19 protein-coding genes are annotated in these 21,016 nt (G+C 41.8%); 12 read left to right on the top strand and 7 right to left on the bottom strand.

Features of this window, described 5'->3' with window-relative positions:
* Positions 1–46: 46 nt before the first annotated feature.
* The gene (locus tag DMB45_RS05985) at positions 47–1,447 is read right to left on the bottom strand and encodes a bifunctional UDP-3-O-[3-hydroxymyristoyl] N-acetylglucosamine deacetylase/3-hydroxyacyl-ACP dehydratase (RefSeq protein ID WP_041502760.1); all 1,401 of its coding nucleotides are present in this window, start codon (positions 1,445–1,447) and stop codon (positions 47–49) included.
* Between the two features lie 2 nt (positions 1,448–1,449).
* Entirely contained in the window at positions 1,450–2,481 is a 1,032-nt protein-coding gene (lpxD, locus tag DMB45_RS05980; RefSeq protein WP_041502759.1) for a UDP-3-O-(3-hydroxymyristoyl)glucosamine N-acyltransferase, read from the bottom strand.
* Between the two features lie 325 nt (positions 2,482–2,806).
* On the opposite strand from lpxD, the gene rimP reads away from it, so the two are divergent.
* The 10 genes from rimP (at position 2,807) to DMB45_RS05935 (ending at position 15,582) form a co-directional block, all read left to right on the top strand.
* Positions 2,807–3,271 (top strand): ribosome assembly cofactor RimP, encoded by a 465-nt coding sequence (gene rimP, locus DMB45_RS05975; RefSeq protein WP_041502945.1) that lies wholly within the window; start codon positions 2,807–2,809, stop codon positions 3,269–3,271.
* Between the two features lie 13 nt (positions 3,272–3,284).
* Positions 3,285–4,523, top strand: coding sequence for a transcription termination factor NusA (gene nusA / locus DMB45_RS05970; protein WP_041502758.1), 1,239 nt, complete (start codon positions 3,285–3,287; stop codon positions 4,521–4,523).
* A 41-nt stretch (positions 4,524–4,564) separates the two neighbouring features.
* Positions 4,565–7,342 (top strand): translation initiation factor IF-2, encoded by a 2,778-nt coding sequence (gene infB / locus DMB45_RS05965; RefSeq protein ID WP_110688557.1) that lies wholly within the window; start codon positions 4,565–4,567, stop codon positions 7,340–7,342.
* 73 nt (positions 7,343–7,415) lie between these two features.
* Positions 7,416–7,874, top strand: a complete 459-nt coding sequence (locus tag DMB45_RS05960; protein WP_041502756.1) for a protein-disulfide reductase DsbD domain-containing protein — start codon at positions 7,416–7,418, stop codon at positions 7,872–7,874.
* 35 nt (positions 7,875–7,909) lie between these two features.
* Positions 7,910–9,010 (top strand): CapA family protein, encoded by a 1,101-nt coding sequence (locus DMB45_RS05955; RefSeq protein WP_041502755.1) that lies wholly within the window; start codon positions 7,910–7,912, stop codon positions 9,008–9,010.
* Positions 9,011–9,049: 39 nt separating this feature from the next.
* Complete coding sequence (locus tag DMB45_RS05950; RefSeq protein ID WP_041502754.1) at positions 9,050–9,427, top strand: methylglyoxal synthase; 378 nt, start codon at positions 9,050–9,052, stop codon at positions 9,425–9,427.
* Between the two features lie 88 nt (positions 9,428–9,515).
* Positions 9,516–9,938 (top strand): DUF6769 family protein, encoded by a 423-nt coding sequence (locus tag DMB45_RS14635; protein WP_146216420.1) that lies wholly within the window; start codon positions 9,516–9,518, stop codon positions 9,936–9,938.
* Positions 9,939–10,037: 99 nt separating this feature from the next.
* Entirely contained in the window at positions 10,038–11,225 is a 1,188-nt protein-coding gene (locus DMB45_RS05945; RefSeq protein ID WP_041502753.1) for an efflux RND transporter periplasmic adaptor subunit, read from the top strand.
* Positions 11,226–11,268: 43 nt separating this feature from the next.
* Positions 11,269–14,382: an efflux RND transporter permease subunit gene (locus DMB45_RS05940; RefSeq protein WP_041502752.1), complete on the top strand. Its 3,114-nt coding sequence runs from the start codon at positions 11,269–11,271 to the stop codon at positions 14,380–14,382.
* Between the two features lie 9 nt (positions 14,383–14,391).
* Complete coding sequence (locus tag DMB45_RS05935; RefSeq protein ID WP_041502751.1) at positions 14,392–15,582, top strand: TolC family protein; 1,191 nt, start codon at positions 14,392–14,394, stop codon at positions 15,580–15,582.
* 53 nt (positions 15,583–15,635) lie between these two features.
* Here the strand turns inward: DMB45_RS05935 and DMB45_RS05930 are convergent, their stop codons facing one another.
* The 4 genes from DMB45_RS05930 to greA form a co-directional block, all read right to left on the bottom strand.
* Positions 15,636–16,271, bottom strand: coding sequence for an HAD family hydrolase (locus DMB45_RS05930; protein WP_041502750.1), 636 nt, complete (start codon positions 16,269–16,271; stop codon positions 15,636–15,638).
* Positions 16,268–16,762 (bottom strand): PaaI family thioesterase, encoded by a 495-nt coding sequence (locus DMB45_RS05925; protein ID WP_041502749.1) that lies wholly within the window; start codon positions 16,760–16,762, stop codon positions 16,268–16,270. The genes DMB45_RS05930 and DMB45_RS05925 overlap by 4 nt, the downstream gene beginning before the upstream one ends.
* 69 nt (positions 16,763–16,831) lie before the next feature.
* A complete protein-coding gene (locus tag DMB45_RS05920) occupies positions 16,832–17,230 on the bottom strand; it encodes an HIT family protein (protein WP_041502748.1) in 399 nt (132 codons plus the stop codon).
* 19 nt (positions 17,231–17,249) lie between these two features.
* On the bottom strand, positions 17,250–17,726 hold the full coding sequence (gene greA / locus DMB45_RS05915; protein ID WP_041502747.1) for a transcription elongation factor GreA: 477 nt from the start codon (positions 17,724–17,726) through the stop codon (positions 17,250–17,252).
* A 300-nt stretch (positions 17,727–18,026) separates the two neighbouring features.
* Between greA and DMB45_RS05910 the strand changes: the two genes are divergently transcribed.
* Positions 18,027–18,440 (top strand): hypothetical protein, encoded by a 414-nt coding sequence (locus DMB45_RS05910; protein WP_041502746.1) that lies wholly within the window; start codon positions 18,027–18,029, stop codon positions 18,438–18,440.
* A gap of 12 nt (positions 18,441–18,452) precedes the next feature.
* Here the strand turns inward: DMB45_RS05910 and DMB45_RS05905 are convergent, their stop codons facing one another.
* Positions 18,453–19,190 carry a tRNA lysidine(34) synthetase gene (locus DMB45_RS05905; RefSeq protein ID WP_041502745.1) on the bottom strand — a complete coding sequence of 246 codons (738 nt, stop codon included), beginning with the start codon at positions 19,188–19,190 and terminating at the stop codon, positions 18,453–18,455.
* A 177-nt stretch (positions 19,191–19,367) separates the two neighbouring features.
* Between DMB45_RS05905 and DMB45_RS05900 the strand changes: the two genes are divergently transcribed.
* The gene (locus DMB45_RS05900) at positions 19,368–20,969 is read left to right on the top strand and encodes a YfcC family protein (RefSeq protein ID WP_041502744.1); all 1,602 of its coding nucleotides are present in this window, start codon (positions 19,368–19,370) and stop codon (positions 20,967–20,969) included.
* Positions 20,970–21,016 lie beyond the last annotated feature (47 nt).

The following is a 21,016-nucleotide window of genomic DNA, read 5'->3' as shown; positions in this document are numbered from 1 at the left end:
CTATTTTTTACACACTATCATTAAAATTCACGATGCAAGTATACAATTACTTCTTGGTTTTTGCAACTTGCGCCATGAACTCCGCGACTTCACACACCAAATTTTTCCCAACAAAAGCATAAGCCTTCATTGTTACAATCCCGCGCCGAATCGGGGCGGTTTTTATTAATTTAAATACCAAGGTATCTCCCGGAACCACTTTCCGACGGAATTTTATTCCATCAATTTTCACAAAATAAGTAGAATAGTTTTCCGGGTCTTCTACTTGATTGAGCACCAAAATTCCCCCGCATTGAGCCATTGCCTCCACGATCAGCACACCGGGCATCACCGGCTCCTCCGGAAAATGTCCCACGAAGAAAGGTTCGTTCATGGTCACATTCTTACACCCGATCACAATATCGTCGGTCACCTCGTATATTTTATCCACTAACAAGAAAGGAGGACGATGAGGCAACAAGGATTTTACCTTATTGATATCCATCAACGGTTCCGATGTAACATCCACATCGGGGCAAACATCCCCACGTTCCGCATGAAGAATAGCCTTGTATATTTTTTGGGCCATAGCGGCATTTGCTTTATGTCCCGGTCTTTCCGCAATTACCCGTCCTTTGATAAAACGCCCGCACAAAGCCAAATCACCAATAACATCCAACAATTTATGACGAGCCGGCTCATTATCAAAATACAAGGTCAAGTTATTCAATATACCCTCTTTTACCTCTATCGAATCGTAATTGAACAACTTTGCCAATCGATCGACCTCTTCCTGAGATATCTTGCGATCCACGATAACAATAGCATTATCCAAATCCCCTCCCTTGATCAGGTTATGTTGCAATAACATTTCAATTTCCCGCAAGAAAACAAAAGTACGGCAAGGAGCAAAATCTTTGGCAAAATCAACGTTATTTTCCGAATAAGTTGCATATTGCATTTTTAAATAGGGAGAATCATAAGCCACTACCAGATTCACGTTATAATCCTTATCGGGCAACAGGGTCAATTTGGTCAAACCGTCTTCACTCACATACTCCATCTGCTCTTTCACGACAAAATATTTCCGTTCCGCTGCCTGTTCTTCCAAACCTATTTTGGCGATTTCATCCGTATACATTTTAGAGCTTCCGTCTAAAATCGGAAATTCCTCTCCATCCAGCTCAATCAAACAGTTGTCTATTCCGCTACCATACAAAGCAGCCATTGCATGCTCCATCGTATATATATACACTCCATCTTTTTCAAGGCAACTCGCCCGATCTACAAATTTCACGTATTCAGCTAAAGCTGGAATTTCAGGAGTTCCGTCTAAATCTATCCGATGTATCTTATAACCGAAATCCTCTTTAGCAGGTTTAAAGGTAACCGTAACATGCTTGCCGGTATGTAACCCTTTACCACTTAGAGAAAACTCTCCTTTCAAAGTTTTTTGCTTTACTGTCATCTCTATTTCGACTTTAAGGTTTTTATCTCTTTCTCCAAATCTTTTATCTGCCCGTAAAGTTCTGGCAATTTACGGAAAACGACATAACATTTCTGATACTTAGGAAGATCAAAAGCGGGAGACCCGCGAAGCACGGATTTTTCGGGTATATTTGCCGTGATACCGCTTTGAGCCGCTATCTGTGTTCCGGCACCTATAGTCAAATGACCGATAAGGCCTACCTGACCTCCAAACACACAATTTTCCCCGATTTTAGTTGTCCCGGCCACACCCGATTGGGCCGCAATAACCGTATTGGCACCCACGACCACATTATGGGCGATCTGGATTAAATTATCCAATTTAACCCCTTTACGGATAAAAGTCGATCCCATGGTAGCCCGGTCAATACAGGTATTCGCCCCTATTTCAACGTCATCCTCAATCACAACATTGCCGATCTGCGGAATCTTTTTATAGTGATCGCCCTCAGGAGCGAAACCGAATCCATCGGCTCCGATTACGGCCCCAGAATGAAGGATGCAAGAAGTCCCGACAACACAACCCTGGTAGATCTTTACTCCTGAATAGATAATCGTATTGTCTCCGATCGAAACGCCATCGCCGATATAAGCCTGAGGATATATTTTTACATTATTTCCAATTTTTGCGCCTTTCCCGATATAAGCAAAGGCTCCGATATAGGGATTTTCTCCCACAACAGCAGAATCGCTAACAAAAGAAGGTTGCTCTATCCCTACCGGTTTCGGACGCATGCTCTCGTACATTTGCAATAAAGTAGCTATCGCATCATAAGCCGATTCCACCCGGATAATCGTACAAGAAAGTTCTTGAGCAGGTTCAAATGTTTTATTCACCAAAACAATCGATGCCTCTGTCGTATAAATGTAATGCTCGTACTTCGGATTGGCTAAAAAGGCCAAAGTACCCGGCCGGCCTTCCTCAATTTTTGACACATTATTCACAGAAATCTCAGGATCCCCTTCTACAACCCCATTTAGCAGAGCTGCAATATCTTTTGCTTTAAACTCCATAACTCAAAAATTTCGGCAAACTTACAAATTTTATTTCGAACTATGTAAATTTATTACGAATATGTTTCATAATTTCCCCGGTACTTGATCTTTCTCCTATTGCCCTTTACCTGAAAAACCGACATAAACACTAAAAATTCATCTCATCACACGATCCAAATCCTATCCTTAAGGATTCGGATATAAACGCACGTTAAAAACGAATCGTATAAAAATTGGAGGAGAACTCTTTGTTTTTAAAATAATTAATACTATCTTTGCCACGGTTAAACACTGAGGGGGCGATATGTCCCCTCTTGTGTTATTTAAAAAGGAAAGAAGAGGAATGAAAAGCAAGGAGGAAATTAAGAGCATGATTGAGCGTATCGCTCAAGAGCAAAATTTATTTTTAGTCGATCTGACGGTTTCTCCGGAGAATAAGATTGAAGTTTTTATCGATTCGCTAAAAGGAGTAAACGTGGGCACTTGCCGTACGGTATGCAAAGAGCTGGAAGCCCTTCTCGATAGGGAAAGTGAAGATTTCGACTTAACAGTTTCAAGTGCCGGCATCGGTTACCCGTTTAAAGTTCCCCAGCAGTATGAAAAAAACCTGAACAATCTGGTAGAAGTACGTTTACAAAACGGTAATAAATTGCAGGGAAAATTAAAAGCCTATTCCGAAAAAGGCATTGTTCTGGAATGCGAGGAGAAGCAGAGTGTCGAAGGGAAAAAAAAGAAAGAGACCGTTCGGGTTGAAAAAAACATAGATTTCATAGAGATAAGGGAGGTTAAAGATATTGTTATTTTCTAATAATAAGAGAAAGATGGAAAATATTAATTTAATAGATTCATTTGCGGAATTCAAAGAACTAAAAAATATTGACAGAGCGACTTTAATGAGAGTATTGGAAGATATTTTCAGAAGTATGCTTATAAAACGTTACGAAACAGACGAAAATTTTGATATCATTATCAACATCGACAAAGGAGATTTGGAAATCTGGAGAAATCGTATCGTTGTGAAAGACGAAGAATTTGAAAATCCCAATACGCAAATCTCACTTACTGAAGCCAAAAAAATCGATAACGATTATGAAGTAGGCGAAGAGGTGACCGACGAGGTCAAATTCAAGGATTTCGGACGTCGTTCCGTTCTGGCATTAAGACAAAATCTTTCTGCCCGCATATTGGAGTTGGAAAAAGATCATGTCTTCACGAAATACAAGGAAAGGGTGGGACAAATCGTCACCGGTGAAGTTTATCAAGTATGGAAAAAAGAGATTCTGGTGTTGGACGATGAGGGAAACGAGCTCATCTTGCCGAAACAAGAGCAGATTCCAAGTGATTTCTTCAAAAAAGGAGACACGATTCGGGCTGTTGTCATTCGCGTGGAAATGAGAAATGCATCTCCCTACATTGTACTTTCGAGAACTTCTCCCGTATTTCTGGAGCGATTGTTTGAAAACGAAGTTCCTGAAATTTTCGACGGTTTGATTACCATCAAAAATGTAGTTCGCGTTCCGGGAGAGCGAGCCAAAGTGGCTGTCGAATCTTATGATGACCGTATCGACCCGGTAGGAGCCTGTGTCGGAATGAAAGGATCCAGAATCCACGGTATCGTCCGGGAATTGAAAAACGAAAACATTGATGTTATCAATTACACGAACAACGTTCAACTATACATCACAAGAGCTCTTAATCCGGCGAAGATCAACAAAATAGAGATTGACGAAAAGAGCAAAAGAGCTAATGTCTACCTGAATCCCGAAGAGGTTTCCTTGGCCATCGGTAAAGGAGGATTGAACATTAAACTGGCGAGCCAACTTACCGGGTACGAAATAGATGTGTATCGCGAATTGGATCAAGCCGAGGAAGAAGACGTCAACTTAGACGAGTTCTCAGATGAGATCGAACCGTGGGTAATCGACGAATTGAAGCGAGTAGGCTGTGACACGGCTAAAAGTGTATTAGAATTAAGCGAATCAGAATTAGAGAGCAGAACCGATCTTGAGGTCGAAACAATCAGAGAAGTTCTTAAAATCTTAAGAGCTGAATTTGAATAATAAGACCTGAAGTATAATGCTTGTAAAATTAAAATCTTAATATGGCAGTAAGATTAAGTAAAGTTGCTAGAGAATTTAACGTAGGCCTGTCTACCATTGTAGATTTCCTACAAGATAAGGGGATTAAGATTTCATCTGATCCAAACGCAAAATTGACCGAAGAGCAATACGCTTTGGTTGCAAAAGAATTTTCAACGGATAGCGAGGCCAAAAAAGAATCTATTAAAGTTGATTTAAAAACGAGCCGACAAAAAAAAGAGGCCGTGACTATAGATACGTTAACCAATAGTCAGGAAGAGGAAGAAGAGAATAAATTCATATCAATAAAGGACGAGGTTAAGATCGAGAATAAAATCAAAGTTATCGATCGTATCGATTTAAACCGCGTAAACAAACCTCGCCAGGAAGAGAAAGCCGAAGAGAAAAAAGAGAGTAAGACGGTAGAACAACCCCGGGTAAAGGAAGTTATTCGTCAAACGCCCAAAGTCGAGAATCGTCCGGCAACAGTAGTACTTCCGGCAAGAAAACAAGAACCGGAAAAGCCTGTAGAAAAAGAGACCAACACGGAAATAAATTTCAAATCCCCGACTCCCACGCTGAAAGAGGTGAAGGTTGTCGGTTCTATTGATCTGGACTCTATTAACCAACGGACTCGTCCTCCGAAGAAAAGCAAACAGGAGAGAGAACGTGACAAAAAAGAACTTAAACGTAATAAGACAATCATTCCGGCTAAAGTTGATACTCCGGAGGATGATTCCTTGGAATCGGGAGACGAGCTGGAGATTCGGAAAAAAAGGAAAAGAATATTAAAGAAAGACGAGAAGATAGCTGTCGATTCTCCAAAATCATTAAAAATAGAGGAGAATAAAAAGAAACTCAAAAAGCTCAAAAAGAAAAAAGCGACAAAAGCCGAAATTACGGAAGAAGACGTTCAAAAGCAGATTAAGGATACTTTTGCCCGCTTAGGTAGTAAAGGTAAAACGAAAGCGGCCAAACACCGGAAAGACAAGAGAGAGGCTGTACATCAAAAAATGCAGGCTGAGATGGAACAGGCTGAGATCGAGAAGAACATCCTGAAATTGACGGAATTCGTTACAGTAAGCGAATTGGCCAACATGATGGATATCTCCGCGACTGAAATTATATCCGCCTGCATGTCCCTCGGTTTATTTGTCTCTATCAACCAACGTTTGGACGCGGAAACGATCAACGTTGTGGCGGAAGAGTTTGGATTTGCCGTCGAATTCGTCAGCATCGATATACAAGAAGCCATCGAGGAAGAGGAGGAGGATCTACCGGAACATTTAGAGGCTCGTCCCCCTATCGTAACGGTAATGGGACATGTCGACCACGGTAAAACATCCTTATTGGACTATATTCGTAAAGCTAACGTCATCGCAGGTGAGGCAGGAGGTATTACCCAGCACATCGGGGCTTATAGCGTGAAATTACAGGACGGAAGAACGGTAACGTTTTTGGATACGCCCGGACACGAGGCATTTACAGCCATGCGTGCCAGAGGAGCACAGGTAACGGATATCGCTATTATCATCGTAGCTGCCGACGACAATGTCATGCCCCAAACCATTGAGGCAATCAACCACGCCAGTGCAGCAGGCGTACCGATTGTATTCGCTATCAACAAGATCGACAAACCAGGTGCGCATCCAGATAAAATACGGGAAGAGTTAGCTAACATGAACTATTTGGTTGAGGAGTGGGGAGGTAAATACCAATGTCAGGAGATTTCAGCCAAACAAGGACTTCATATTGAAGAGTTATTGGAAAAAGTATTGTTAGAAGCGGAAATTCTGGAACTAAAAGCCAACCCGTATAAAAAAGCGACCGGATCCATTATAGAGTCTTCATTAGACAAGGGCCGGGGGTATGTGGCTACCGTATTGGTTCAATCGGGAACCCTACGCGTGGGAGATGTCGTATTGGCCGGACAATATTTCGGGCACGTGAAAGCGATGTTCAACGAACGGGGACAAAAAATGGAAGAAGCAGGTCCTTCAACCCCGGCATTGATACTTGGTCTGAACGGAGCTCCGCAAGCGGGGGATAAATTTAACGTGATGGGGAACGAGAAAGAGGCTCGACTATTGGCAAACAAGCGGGAACAATTACAACGCGAACAAGGTCTGAGAACTCAAAAACACATTACGTTGGATGAAATCGGAAGACGAATCGCTATCGGAAACTTCCAGGAATTGAATATCATCGTAAAAGGAGATGTTGACGGTTCTATTGAAGCCCTTTCTGATTCGTTAATAAAATTATCGACTCAAGAGATTCAGGTAAACGTGATCCACAAAGCTGTAGGACAGATCTCGGAAGGAGATGTCATGTTGGCTGCCGCTTCAAATGCTATTATCGTCGGATTCCAGGTTCGCCCGTCATTGGGTGCGCGTAAACTGGCAGAGAAAGAACAAATCGATATCCGGTTGTACTCTATCATCTATACGGCGATCGAAGAGATTAAGGCCGCCATGGAGGGGATGCTTTCCCCTGAAATGAAAGAGGAGATCACGGCAACCGTTGAAGTACTGGAAACTTTCAAGATTTCCAAGGTGGGTACTATCGCCGGTTGTATCGTCAGAGACGGAAAAATATCCCGTAATTCGAGAATACGCGTTATTCGGGATGGTATTGTGATCAACACGGGAGAGCTCGGTTCATTGAAACGGTTCAAAGACGATGTAAAAGAAGTCAGTAAAGGATTCGAATGCGGATTAAACATCAATAATTTTAACGATATCCAAGTCGGAGATATGATAGAAGGATTCGAAGAAGTAGCCGTAAAGAAAACACTATAATATTCCGGAAAAACATTGTGATTTCCTAATATTTTAGTAATTTGCCAATCCTGAATCTTTAAAAATTTGAAATATGAAAAAAGTATTGATTCTTACAGTCGTTTTGGCTTTGACGGTAATAGCAAGCGCACAGGTTTTAAAACCCGTAAAATGGCAAATTTCCGTAAAGAAGGTCAGCGAAGGAATTTACGACATCGTTTGCAAAGCCACGATTGAAAACGGATGGCATTTATACGACACGAAACTTCCGGAAGGAGGTCCTCAACCGACTACCTTCCATATAGATAAAGATGAAACTTCCGGTATCGAATTGGTAGGAGAATTTAAAGCGACAACCAAAGCATTGGTGGAAAAGAGTAGCGCTTTCAACATGAATTTAGGATATTTCAAAGATTCAGTCACCATGGTTCAACGCGTCAGATTGACCAAAGAGAAGGCTAAATTAGTCGGCTACGTTGAATATATGGCTTGCTCCGACGGACAATGTGTTCCACCCTCGGAAGAAGAGTTCGAATTCGATTTGAAAAAATAATCTTCAGGGCCGCCAGTAATGACGGCCCTTTTTCCATGAAAGCATACGTTATTATATTTTTAGTCGGCCTGATGGCCTGCCGGGAAGCTACTCCCGTCAAACCGTTTGTTTTTCCGGAAGAAGAGAAGGTATCTCTACTCTTTTGCGGGGATATCATGCAGCACTTTCCACAGATTCTCAGTGCATACGATTCTGTCCGGAAAGAACACAATTACATGAATTCATTCAAATACATGGCCAATTACTGGATCCAGACAGATTTTACAATTGCCAATCTGGAAACGACTCTTTCCGACAAAGGCTTCAGCGGCTATCCAAGATTTTGCTCTCCCTGGCAATTAGTGCGGGACATGCATATATGCGGCATCACCACCTTTGTGACAGCCAATAATCATTGCTGTGACCAAGGCGAACAAGGCATAAAAAAGACCATCCATTATTTAGATTCTTTACACATCGAACACACGGGAACATTCTCGGATACGGCCAGTTATCAGGATCGTTTTCCCCTCTATCTCGAAAAAGGGAAATTTAAGATCGCCTTAATGAATTATACCTATGGAACCAACGGCTTACCCGTGCCTAAAGGATGCGTGGTTTCACTTATCGACACCAGTCGCATTAAACGACATATTCAAAAAGCCCGACAGGACTCAGCCAGTAACATCATCGTTTTCATGCATTGGGGATACGAATATCACTCAACTCCCAACGCCACTCAAAAAAAACTGAACGAATGGCTGCACCGGCAAGGTGTCGATATCGTTATCGGTTCTCACCCGCATGTCGTGCAACCCGCAGAATACGCGATAAACGGCAAAGACACGGTAGGCATTACCGTTTACTCGTTAGGCAATCTCATATCCAATCAACATTACCGTTATACGGATGGAGGCATATCGGTCCGATTAACGCTAACCAGAAAAGCGGACGGACTTTTCAGTTACCGGATGAAATACCTTGGGCATTACCTGTATCGTCCGTATGAAAACGGCGTCAGGAAGTATTACATTGTCCCGGAACCTATGGCCGACTCCATTGTAAAAGGCAATTATTCCATTTCCAGCAAAAAATATTTTCTTCACTTGGATTCATTATTGAAACAGATCGAAAAAATAAAAGAACAAAATATTTAAATTATCGTAACAAATAACTCAAACATTAATAGATAAAACATGAAATTAGCAGTTATTGCCCACGATGGGAAAAAAGCAGAGATGGTAGCCTTCCTGAACAGGCATCTCGAATTTTTACATTCGGCCAACATTCATATCGTAGCCACGGGAACGACGGGAAAACACGTACAGGAAGCCGGACTCGATGTCGAGAGATTGCTTTCCGGCCCTCTTGGCGGCGACGCCCAAATCGCAGCCCTCGTGGCAGAGCACAACGTACAAATGGTTTTCTTCTTTCGGGATCCATTGGATAAACACCCGCATGAACCTGACGTTCAGATGTTAATGCGGGTATGTGACGTCCATGATGTTCCCCTTGCCACGAATCCGGCCTCCGCCGAATTGATGTTGAGAGGCTTTGAGGTGATCAATAAATAAAATTATCAACATTTTCCTAAAGCTTTCTAATCGTTTGCAAATTATAGTTCAGAGCGTTATCTTTGCAAAAGATCAGAATTCGTATATCATGAAAAAACGGCGTGTAGCATTTATTCCACTCATTGTAGCGAGCATTATCATGCTATTTTACATCGCCATTCCCCACCACCATCACGGGGAGATGATATGCTTTATCCAAACGCATTGTACCCAACAAGAAAAAACCGGGAACTGCGGACATATTCACAACTCGAATTCTTGCGACAAAGAATGTGAGGTCCGATCGTTATTTCAATTGGATATTATAAAACAACATCAAACAGATTGCAATTGTTGTTCGCATTTTACTCCGGATATCTTATTCCTTCCGCCGTTTCTTTTAACCGAAATGCTTGATGACTTTCATGACGACCACATCTCTCGAAAATACATCATTCCATTTCAGGAACGACTCTATCCCCTATTCGTCAATTCAACCCTTGCCGGACGAGCACCTCCCGTTATGGTATAACGGAAATTTGCGTGTATTCACGGAATCCGTATTTCTCAGCATTTTTAATTCATATCAATCCTTTACTGCAAGGAGTTTATATCATTTTATCTAATTAACATGAGAAATATATCTATTTTATTACTCTTGCTCGCTATCTTATTTACGGCATGTCAGAATCAGAAATCTGAAAAACAAGAAACGATATCCGCCCAGCAGGCGGAGCACAATCACGATGAAAATACGTCCTGTGATAAGGAGACTCCGAAAAACACGGAGCATAACGAAGATGAAATCATCTTCACAAAAGCACAGGCCGCCAAAACTAATTTTGAAGTTCAGGAAATTCATCCCAAAACCTTTCATCAAATAGTAAAAACAACCGGTCAAATATTACCGGCTCCGGGGGACGAAGCCATAATCGTAGCCACAAGTAACGGAGTAGTCTCTTATAATTCGCAACAGTTATTGGAAGGAAGCAGCGTAAAAAAAGGAGAGACATTATTCCACATCTCCTCCCGCAACATGGCCGAAGGGGATTATTACAGCAAATTGAAAATTGCCTACGAAACGGCAAGAAACAACTACGAACGGGCAAAATCCCTTATCGACGACAAAATCATTTCCCAAAAGGAATACGAGACATTGCAAATGGAATATAAAAATGCTAAGATCGCATTCGATGCCATCGCTGTTAATAAAACGGCCAAGGGTGTCGGGATAACGGCTCCCATCAGCGGCTACGTGAAAAACATACTCATTCGGGAAGGGGAATACGTTACCGTAGGGCAACCCATAGCAACATTATCCCAGAACAAACGTTTAGTACTCAGGGCGGAGGTTTCCGAAAAATACTACAATGCACTTAAAAATATCAGTAGTGCCAATTTTCAGACTTCCTACGATAATAAAATATACTCCTTGAAAGAATTAAACGGACGATTGCTCTCTTATGGAAAAACATCCGATAAGGACTCTTTCTATGTGCCTATCTCTTTTGAATTCGATAACAAGGGAGAGATTATTCCCGGTTCTTTCGTGGAAGTATTTCTTATTTCCTCTCCTATCGCCAATGCATTGACAGTACCTGTGTCCGCCTTGACAAACGAGATGGGCATATTTTATATTTATATCCAATTGGACGAGGAAGGATACCGTAAGCAGGAAGTAACCTTAGGGGCCAATAACGGTAAAGAGGTTCAGGTTATAAGAGGAATAAAAACCGGAGACAAAGTAGTGACTCAAGGAGCCTATCAAGTAAAGATGGCCGCCAATTCAGGTACAATCCCCCATGGACATACCCACTGACATACAACATCGTATCAAATACTCAGATTTATAGACTATATTTATGTTAAATAAGATCATACAGTATGCTCTTCATAATCGTCTAATCGTTATGATTGCAGCCGTAGGCTTGCTCTTATGGGGTTCCTACACGGCAAAAAACATGGAAGTAGATGTATTTCCGGACTTAAACGCTCCAACAGTGGTCGTCATGACAGAGGCTACCGGAATGGCTCCGGAAGAGGTGGAACGTATCGTTACCTTTCCAATAGAAACCGCGGTAAACGGGGCAACGGACGTACGAAGGGTACGTTCCTCTTCCACCACCGGATTTTCCGTGGTATGGGTAGAATTCGAGTGGGGAACCAATATCTACACCGCCCGGCAAATCGTTTCGGAAAAATTAGCCACTTTAGGAGAGACCTTACCGGATAACGTCGGACAACCGACCTTAGGACCGCAATCTTCCATACTGGGAGAAATGATGATCCTCGGTCTTACAGCCGATAGCACCACGTTACAGGATTTGCGAACAATAGCAGATTGGACAATTCGTCCCAGACTCCTATCTACCGGAGGCGTTGCACAAGTTACCGTCATTGGCGGCGATATAAAAGAATACCAGATTCTGCTTCACCCTGCCCGGATGAAATATTACAATATCACCATGGAAGAGTTACTACCCGTGGTACAAGAGATGAATCAAAACTCCACGGGAGGTATTCTTTATGAATACGGAAACGAATACATCGTTCAGGGACTTCTCTCAACCAACAATTTGGAGGATATAGGGAAAGCCGTAGTAAAGACAATCAACAATCGTCCTATTCTTTTAAGCGACATCGCCGATATCCGGATCGGAGCAAAAACTCCGAAATTAGGATTAGCTTCCGAAAAAGGAAAACCTGCCGTACTGTTGACCGTAACGAAACAACCCAACACCAATACGCTGGAATTAACCGACAAGGTGGATCTGGCTCTCAGCGAACTACAAAAAACATTACCTGCCGACGTAAACATATCCTCGGATATTTTCCGGCAATCCCGTTTTATCGAAAGTTCTATTTCAAACATTCAGAAAGCCTTGTTCGAAGGCTCCGTTTTTGTCATTGTCGTACTTTTTTTCTTTTTGATGAATATCAGGACGACCGTTATTTCATTAGTAGCCCTTCCGCTTTCCCTGCTTGTGGCTATTCTTGTCTTACATGCGTTAGGACTCACGATAAACACCATGAGTTTAGGAGGACTTGCTATCGCCATCGGTTCATTAGTGGATGACGCCATCGTAGACGTTGAGAACGTGTACAAACGACTACGAGAAAATCAATCGAAACCGGCGGAGGAACGCCTCTCATCCTTAAAGATCGTATTCGAAGCCTCGAAAGAAGTACGAATGCCCATTTTAAATTCTACGTTAATCATCGTGGCCTGTTTTCTTCCGCTGTTCTTCCTCTCAGGTATGGAAGGACGTATGCTCATTCCATTGGGAATTGCTTTTATCGTGGCCTTATTTGCTTCTACCGTAGTAGCTTTAACCCTTACACCCGTATTATGTAGCTATTTACTGACAACTCCCCAAGCTCTAAAGAAAAACGAACGGGAACCGATCGTAGCCAGAGCCCTTAAAACAGTCTATAAAAAAGCTCTCGAGTGGACTCTTAAACACAAAAAATTAGTCGTTGGTTCCAGTATAACTCTACTGATTTTCACCATTATCGTCATAGCTCATTTGGGAAGAAGTTTCCTCCCCTCTTTTAACGAGGGCTCTTTAACAATAAATATTAGCGGGATGCCGGGAATATCTTTAGAAGAGTCTGACAACATCGGGAAAATAGCGGAAAATGTTTTATTAAATATTCCGGAAATCCAAACTGTTGCCCGCAAAACCGGCCGGGCAGAATTAGACGAACACGCTTTAGGGGTAAATGTATCGGAAATAGAGGCTCCTTTCCTATTGGATAAACGCAGTCGCAATGAGTTTTTAGCAGATGTACGTCATCAACTAAACGAGTTGAAAGGAGTGAATGTTGAAATCGGTCAACCCATCTCTCACCGAATCGACGCCATGTTATCCGGAACAAAAGCCAACATAGCGATCAAACTGTTCGGGGATGACCTGAATAGATTGTTTGCAATCGGCAGTCAAATCAAAAATGCCATTGAAAAAGTAGAAGGGATTGCCGATTTATCATTGGAACAACAGGTAGAACGACCCCAATTACAAATCAAACCGAAACGCGATATGCTTGCCAAGCAAGGAATCACCTTGCCGCAATTTTCCGAATTCATCAATATCGCCCTTTCCGGAAAGGTAGTTTCTCAAGTATACGAAGGGGGGAAAGTTTTTGATCTTACCATAAAAGTAGACGATAAAAACAGGAAAAATAGGGAAGAAATAGGGGAACTGATGATAGACGCCAACGGCAAAAAAATACCGTTACATTACGTGGCAGAAATCATTCCTTTCGTGGGACCGAACACGATCAGCCGGGAAAACGTCCAACGTAAAATCGTTATTTCCGCCAATGTTGCAGAACGCGATTTGAACGGAGTCGTGAAAGATATCCAGAAAACGGTAAAAGAACAAATTTCCCTACCGGAAGGGTATCACGTGGAATACGGGGGACAATTCGAAAGCGAACAAGCAGCTTCCCGGACCTTATTCATCACCTCTTTGATCTCCATCCTGATCATTCTGCTCCTTCTATTCAATGAATTTCATAGCCTTCCCCTGTCGGGAATCATCATGATCAATCTACCATTAGCTATTATCGGAGGAGTCATCAGCATATGGCTGACATCGGGAATCATCAGTATTCCCGCGATTATCGGGTTTATTTCGTTGTTCGGTATCGCCACTCGAAACGGAATATTGTTAGTATCACACTACAACTATTTACAAGCACAAGGTTACTCTTTATATGACAGTATTATTCACGGTTCCCTCGACCGACTGAATCCCATATTAATGACCGCTTTAACCTCCGCATTAGCTTTAATCCCTTTAGCCGTGGGCGGCGATCTTCCCGGCAACGAAATCCAAAGTCCCATGGCCCAGGTGATATTGGGCGGTTTGTTAAGTTCAACCCTATTAAACGGATTCGTTGTCCCCATCATGTATCTTCTATTGAAGCATAAAGAAAAAAAACAGGAAAACCTTGAATCAAACAATATATAAATAATACACATGAGAAATTATTATCTATCGTTAATCATAACCGGTCTGGCAATGCTAACAACCGGAGTCCACGCCCAAAATTCCATTCACCGGGTTTTGAAAGAGATTGAAGGAAATAATAAAACCCTTCAGGCAAAAGAAAAATTGACGGACGCCCAGAAATTAGAAACCCAAACGGGTAAATACCTGGAAAACCCTACCGCCGAATTCGAGAAAATGTGGGGGAATCGCAATAATCCGGAATCGGAATACTCTTTTACCTTCAAACAAGCTCTCGATTTCCCTTCGGTATACGGACAAAAAAACAAATTAGCCGAATTGAAATCGACTACTCTCGATTACCAATTGGCAGCTTACCGGCAACAACTACTTTTAACAGCAAAACAAACCTGTATCGAAATCATCTATCTCAGGAAGCAAAAGGAATTGCTCGACAAACGATTGAAGAATGCCGAACAACTTGCAACTATTTATCAACGAAGAGTTGAAAGCGGAGACGCGAACCAATTAGAGATAAACAAAATTCAACTGGAACTGCTTGCAGCACGCAATCAAAGCCGTCTTAACGCGGCGGCTCTCTCCACGGCAGAACTACAACTATACAATTTAAACGGAAATATCCCCATAGAATTCAATGACTTCGAGTATCCGGAAACCGTTGTAATTCTTGACTTGGATGCCATTTACAGAGCTTATCTCGCTACGGATCCGAATATGAAGAATCTTATAGGGGAACAGGAAGTTGCCAATCAGGAAGTGAAGGTCAGCCGATCACTGACTTTACCCAAATTCGACTTAGGCTACAAACGCAATGCTTCCGGTAACAATGTTTCCGCCAACGGTTTTGTTATCGGCATCTCTATCCCGTTGTTTGAAAATAAGAATACGGTAAAAAGAGCCAAGGCGCAAGCCGCATTTGTCACCACGACCATTGAAGAGAGTCGTCTTAATCTTCGTTCTTCACTGCAACAACTATACGAACAAGCGGAAACGTTGCAAACCTCACGCAACGAATACGCCGCCTTATTAAAACATCAACGTAACGTGGAGCTTTTGAATAAAGCACTTCAAGCCGGTCAACTTTCCATCGTCGACTACTTTACGGAATTAACGACCCTATACGACAGCCTGCAAAGCTTCCTTGATGTCGAACGGGATTACTACAATCTATTGGCACAATTATACCAATACGAACTATGATTATATTCAGCGATTAAGTGATTCCGTGATTGAAAAATCACTTAATCGCTGAATCACTCAATCTCTTTAATTATCTCCTCCATGCAAAGAAGGACAGGGGCAACTTCTCGCAAACGCCGCTCGCTATTATGTCCTCCGACGTACAAACGGACGTCAAATCCCAAAGCATTCGCAACCTCGGCATCATGCAAAGTATCCCCTATCATTAAAGTTTCCCGAGGAACAATGGAATACGAGGAAACCATTTTTTCTCCCATAGCTGTTTTCCCCCCGGCATATATGTTGTCGGAACCGCATATTCCGTCAAAGTAATTCCGGATCTGAAAACGTTCCAACATCTCCTCTAACAAATTCTCCTGCAATGCCGATAATATATATTGCCGAATTCCTTGACCCCGTATTGCAGAAAGAACCGGAACGATACCCGCCGTTAATTCGACACCATGACTTAAACTCCCGTATACATCCACAAATTTTTGAGAAACAGCGTCCCAATCGTCTCTATCGAAATCATACCCTAAAGACTCATAAAATCCTTTCACCGGGAAGCCAAACAGATCCCGATAACGCTCCTCGGTTATTTTTTTTAAATTTTTTCCGGCTAACATCCGATTTAAAGTCTCCACGCTAATCCGGATATCATCCAGCAATGTCCCATTCCAATCCCAAACAATATTTTTATATCTCATCTCTCTTCATTTTCTTTATAAAAAGCCTCTATGCCTGTCCATCCCAAACGTTTCGCCGCAACCTCCTCAGGAAATACGCGATAGACCACATCCGCCTCACTTCCCAGTTGTCCATCGGCGTTGAATAACTCCACATGCATTTTAACCAAACGGCTCCCTTGTTCTACTATTTTAGAACGTATCAGTAACTCACCCCTATCCGTGTACACGGTATTACGGTATTTTACGTTCATCTCGATCGTAACCCCCGCACTCTTTACCTTCGCAAACACATTCCAACAAGCAATCTCATCCATCAGCGTAGCCTGTATCCCGCCATGCAAAACATTGAAAAAACCCTGAAATTCAGGACGAGGCATCCACTGACAGGTGATATAATCACCTTCCTCGTAAAATTCACACCGCAAACCGTACTCGTTCGCAGAAGCACAACCGAAACAATAATATCCCTCGTGCACTTCATAAGCATTATATAACTTCTTTCTTTCCATACTTTAAAAAAAAGGCTCGCTAAATAATTTAGGAGCCTCCTTAAATCTTATAAAGATTTCATTTACCGTTTAATTTTTAAAATGACGACGAATTAACTCCGCACAAGCTTCCATCTCTTCTTTTGAATATTGTTTTTTCGGGTTTGCAAAATTCAATTCATTCCCTTCCTTCAAAGGGACCAAATGAATATGAGCATGAGGTACATCCAATCCCAACACCGCGACTCCGACCCGTTTACACGGGACACACTCCCGGATGGCCTTAGCGACTTTTTTGGCAAATACCATCAATCCGGCTAACTCTTTATCCGTCAAGTCAAAAATATAATCTTCTTCTCTTTTAGGAACTACCAAAGTATGTCCCTTTTGCAAGGGTGCAATATCCAAAAAAGCATAATAATGCTCATCTTCAGCCACCTTATAGGAAGGGATCTCTCCTTGCACAATTTTAGTAAATAAGGAAGACATAAGCCAAATCCGATCTTAGTTAAATAGAAATATCCATAACCTCAAATTCCATCAATCCGGCCGGAACCTGTACCTCCACCTTATCGCCCAGCTTTTTACCGATTAATGCTTTCGCTATCGGCGTTGTAATGGATAATTTCCCAGCCTTAAAATCCGCTTCGCTTTCGGACACCAAAGTATAAGTCATTGTGGCATTCGTTTTCGTATTGCGAATCGTCACTTTATTCAATATTTGTACTTTAGAGGTGTCGATCTGGGATTCATCAATAATCCGGCAATTCGAAACAATATCTTGCAACTGAGCGATTTTTGCCTCCAATAAACCTTGGGCATCTTTTGCCGCATCGTATTCGGCATTCTCGGAGATATCACCTTTTTCGATTGCCTCACCTATGGCTTTAGAAATCTTGGGCCGTTCTACATTTTGCAGATTATCCAATTCATCCTGCAGCTTTTTCAGGCCCTCTTTTGTAATATAAGATACCTTTTTCGTCATAATTATATGGTTTTATTAATTACTATATAAAAAAAAATAAATGACACTTATCCTCCAATAAGTGCCTTTATCTAAAAAAGAATTCCATTTCTCCGGAATCCTCACCTCCTGCCTACAAATTTAAAACCTTTTTTTTTATAAACCAAACTTTCCATTAAAAAGTTATACTTTTCTTCTATATGTCGATTATTTGGCCTCCGTATCGAACAAAAAAAGACGGTGTACAAAAAGAAGCCGAGACATATATGGTAAATTGGCGTTTATTTTCTTAATTTGCAGGTCAATTCAAAAAACAAACAAATGGAGAAACACGTGTTGGAAACAATTAAGACCGAATATCAAGACAATGACGATCTGATCCAACTTTATGAAGATTGGGGAGATTCCCCCTATTTACAAGAAATATTTCATATTTTAGACGAACAAAATCCGGAATGGGTAAAAGAAAAAGAACTGGGAAGTTGGGCTGCCGAGTTTATTTTAGATATATTACTCGAACACGCGGATGAATTGGAAAAGTTATCTCCTCGGGAACGAACGGATATGTTTCGGGAAGAGATTGAAGAACGCTACGCCGATTTCCATAGTTGCCGTCGGTTCGCATACATCAACAACCTTTCCATTCGATTTGAAGAAGATCAGGCAACCGATTGCGAAGATATAGACGAATATATCTACATAAACGGAGAGAAGATAGGATTTCCCCGTTTTTAACGATTCTCTCTTTCAAGGTAAATACTCCGTTTGAATATTTCGCATTGCCGCAAAAAGATTATTTCGCACATGAGGGGATAAGGTCTCTAATTGATTTATAATCTTTCCGACCGCATCTCTGTTCGTTGCTTTCTCGAAAGGGCAGTATTTTTTCTGTTGTTTGAATTGCCGGAGCGTCGCGTATTTTAATGTTTCGGCATTACCAAGATAAATCAAAGGACGAATGATCATAAAGGTATGTCCGAACATCTCCAGACGAGCAGGCATACTACTGATTGTTCCGTTAAATATCATACTCATTAACAGGCTCTCTACCGCATCATCCCGATGATGTCCCAATGCCAACTTGCCACAATGTTGTTCCTTGGCAATATCGAAAAGCATTTTCCGGCGATGCCAGGAACAAACAAAACAAGCCGGTTTTTTAGGGTTTTGCTCCATATCGACCCGGATCGTCCGATGGATGTACGCCACGCCCAAACGTTCACAAAAGGATCTCAAATATTCACTGTCTACCTCGTACTCCACGTTCTCCACATCGATATGGGCCGCCACGACCGTATAATGTTGTTTGGGATCTTTCGCCCTCAAGGCTAAAACTTCGAGCAAGGCCAAGGAATCTTTTCCCCCCGATACCCCGACCAAAATACGATCCTCATCCGCAATCAAATCATAATCATATATCGCTTTTCCCACTTTACGGAAAAAATCACGCATAAATACCTTGTCTTGTTTTTCTTCTGTTACCATTCTTCATTTCATTTTTCCCGTCCGATCATCCCCCATCTGCTCCAGTCATCTTCCATCAACCACTCGTACCTCTATTTCCTATCCTCATCTGCATGCAAATTTAAGAATTCTAATAAACATCCTATTTCACTCTCGTAATTATTTGTAAATTTGGCCACTCAATCTAATATCAAACCTATGCTGAAAAAAGTTCCCCATACTTATACTATTGTATTTTCAATTATTATCATCTGCGCCGTTTTAACTTGGATCATTCCGGGAGGCGAGTATGCCAGAGAAACCGTCGATGTCAACGGGATAGAACGCACGGTAATTAAAAGCGATTCTTTCCATGAAGTAACTAAAACACCTCAAACCTGGGAAATATTTTCGGCATTGTTCAACGGATTTGAAAAACAAGCCGGCATTATTGCTTTTATTTTAATCATCGGAGGAGCTTTCTGGATCATGAATAACAGCCGGGCCATAGACGTGGGTATTTTCTCTTTCTTACACTTTACCGCCAGTTTAGAACATTATTCATTTTTAAAAAAGATCGGAATTAATAATATCATCATGACAATGATCATGTTATTATTCAGTAGTTTCGGGGCCATTTTCGGAATGAGTGAAGAGACCCTTGCCTTCATCGTTATCATCATTCCTTTGGCCATCTCCATGGGATACGATTCCATTACCGGTTTATGTTTGGTATATGTAGCGGCCCACGTCGGATTTGCAGGAGCGATTCTAAATCCATTCACCATCGGTATTGCCCAGGGATTATCCGACTTGCCTCTATTCTCCGGTTTTGAATACAGATTACTTTGTTGGGTTATTCTAAATATCGTACTTATCGCTTTTGTCCTCCGCTACGCGGCAAAAGTAAAGTCCTGTCCCGCATCTTCGATCGTGTATGAAATAGATACCAATTATTGGCGCCGTACAGAGATAAAAAACGACGAAAAAATTGAATACTCATCCACAAAATCCGGCTGGTTCGTCTATTTTTTTATCTTGACCAGTCTCATTATTTTCTCGTTCAATTATCCGACAAGCACATTGAGTATCGGAGAACATACAAGTCTCACAACCTGTATCGTTCCTATTCTCACGATATTGTTCGCGATTTCCGGCTTTTTCGGAATCCGGAAATCATACCATTTCTTAATTCTCACCATCCTCGGTTTTACCATTATCTTCCTGATTATCGGTGTCATGGGCTATGGCTGGTATCTTCCCGAAATTTCCGGTCTGTTTTTAGCCATGGGCATATTTTCCGGATTTGCCGCGGGTAAGAATGCAGACAGCATCGTAAAATTATTTATCGAGGGTGTCAAAGATATATTGTCTGCGGCCCTGATCGTGGGATTAGCAGGAGGCATTATCATCATCTTACAGGAAGGACATATCATCGATCCTATTTTACACGCTTTGGCTACTTTAATGAGTGAGGTCGGGAAAGTGACTGCCGTCGGGATCATGTATATCATTCAGACTTTTATCAACATCATTATCCCATCAGGTTCCGCGAAAGCCGCTTTAACCATGCCCATTATGGCTCCCTTCTCCGATGTTATCGGCCTCTCGCGACAAGCCACGGTAATGGCTTTCCAATTCGGAGACGGTTTCACGAATATGATTACTCCGACTTCCGGTGTACTGATAGGAGCCTTGGGTATCGCCCGTATCCCTTACGATAAATGGATTACATTTTTCTGGAAGTTTTTAATACTACTCATTCTTATGGGCTTTATCCTCCTGATTCCGACAGCCACCATACCATTAAACGGATTTTAAAATCATAAAAAAAGCTGCGTAAGTAACGCAGCTTTTTTTTTATCATA

Source organism: Sanguibacteroides justesenii (genome assembly GCF_003204205.1).
Lineage (GTDB): Bacteria > Bacteroidota > Bacteroidia > Bacteroidales > Marinifilaceae > Gabonibacter > Gabonibacter massiliensis.
Note: the sequence above shows the minus strand (reverse complement) of the source record. Positions and strands in the feature narration are given on the sequence as shown.

Bases quoted from the DNA above. Each gene is read 5' to 3' on its own strand.
- DMB45_RS05985 (WP_041502760.1), bottom strand. From the start codon at position 1,447: ATGACAGTAAAGCAAAAAACTTTGAAAGGAGAGTTTTCTCTAAGTGGT.
- lpxD (WP_041502759.1), bottom strand. From the start codon at position 2,481: ATGGAGTTTAAAGCAAAAGATATTGCAGCTCTGCTAAATGGGGTTGTA.
- rimP (WP_041502945.1), top strand. From the start codon at position 2,807: ATGAAAAGCAAGGAGGAAATTAAGAGCATGATTGAGCGTATCGCTCAA.
- nusA (WP_041502758.1), top strand. From the start codon at position 3,285: ATGGAAAATATTAATTTAATAGATTCATTTGCGGAATTCAAAGAACTA.
- infB (WP_110688557.1), top strand. From the start codon at position 4,565: ATGGCAGTAAGATTAAGTAAAGTTGCTAGAGAATTTAACGTAGGCCTG.
- DMB45_RS05960 (WP_041502756.1), top strand. From the start codon at position 7,416: ATGAAAAAAGTATTGATTCTTACAGTCGTTTTGGCTTTGACGGTAATA.
- DMB45_RS05955 (WP_041502755.1), top strand. From the start codon at position 7,910: ATGAAAGCATACGTTATTATATTTTTAGTCGGCCTGATGGCCTGCCGG.
- DMB45_RS05950 (WP_041502754.1), top strand. From the start codon at position 9,050: ATGAAATTAGCAGTTATTGCCCACGATGGGAAAAAAGCAGAGATGGTA.
- DMB45_RS14635 (WP_146216420.1), top strand. From the start codon at position 9,516: ATGAAAAAACGGCGTGTAGCATTTATTCCACTCATTGTAGCGAGCATT.
- DMB45_RS05945 (WP_041502753.1), top strand. From the start codon at position 10,038: ATGAGAAATATATCTATTTTATTACTCTTGCTCGCTATCTTATTTACG.
- DMB45_RS05940 (WP_041502752.1), top strand. From the start codon at position 11,269: ATGTTAAATAAGATCATACAGTATGCTCTTCATAATCGTCTAATCGTT.
- DMB45_RS05935 (WP_041502751.1), top strand. From the start codon at position 14,392: ATGAGAAATTATTATCTATCGTTAATCATAACCGGTCTGGCAATGCTA.
- DMB45_RS05930 (WP_041502750.1), bottom strand. From the start codon at position 16,271: ATGAGATATAAAAATATTGTTTGGGATTGGAATGGGACATTGCTGGAT.
- DMB45_RS05925 (WP_041502749.1), bottom strand. From the start codon at position 16,762: ATGGAAAGAAAGAAGTTATATAATGCTTATGAAGTGCACGAGGGATAT.
- DMB45_RS05920 (WP_041502748.1), bottom strand. From the start codon at position 17,230: ATGTCTTCCTTATTTACTAAAATTGTGCAAGGAGAGATCCCTTCCTAT.
- greA (WP_041502747.1), bottom strand. From the start codon at position 17,726: ATGACGAAAAAGGTATCTTATATTACAAAAGAGGGCCTGAAAAAGCTG.
- DMB45_RS05910 (WP_041502746.1), top strand. From the start codon at position 18,027: ATGGAGAAACACGTGTTGGAAACAATTAAGACCGAATATCAAGACAAT.
- DMB45_RS05905 (WP_041502745.1), bottom strand. From the start codon at position 19,190: ATGGTAACAGAAGAAAAACAAGACAAGGTATTTATGCGTGATTTTTTC.
- DMB45_RS05900 (WP_041502744.1), top strand. From the start codon at position 19,368: ATGCTGAAAAAAGTTCCCCATACTTATACTATTGTATTTTCAATTATT.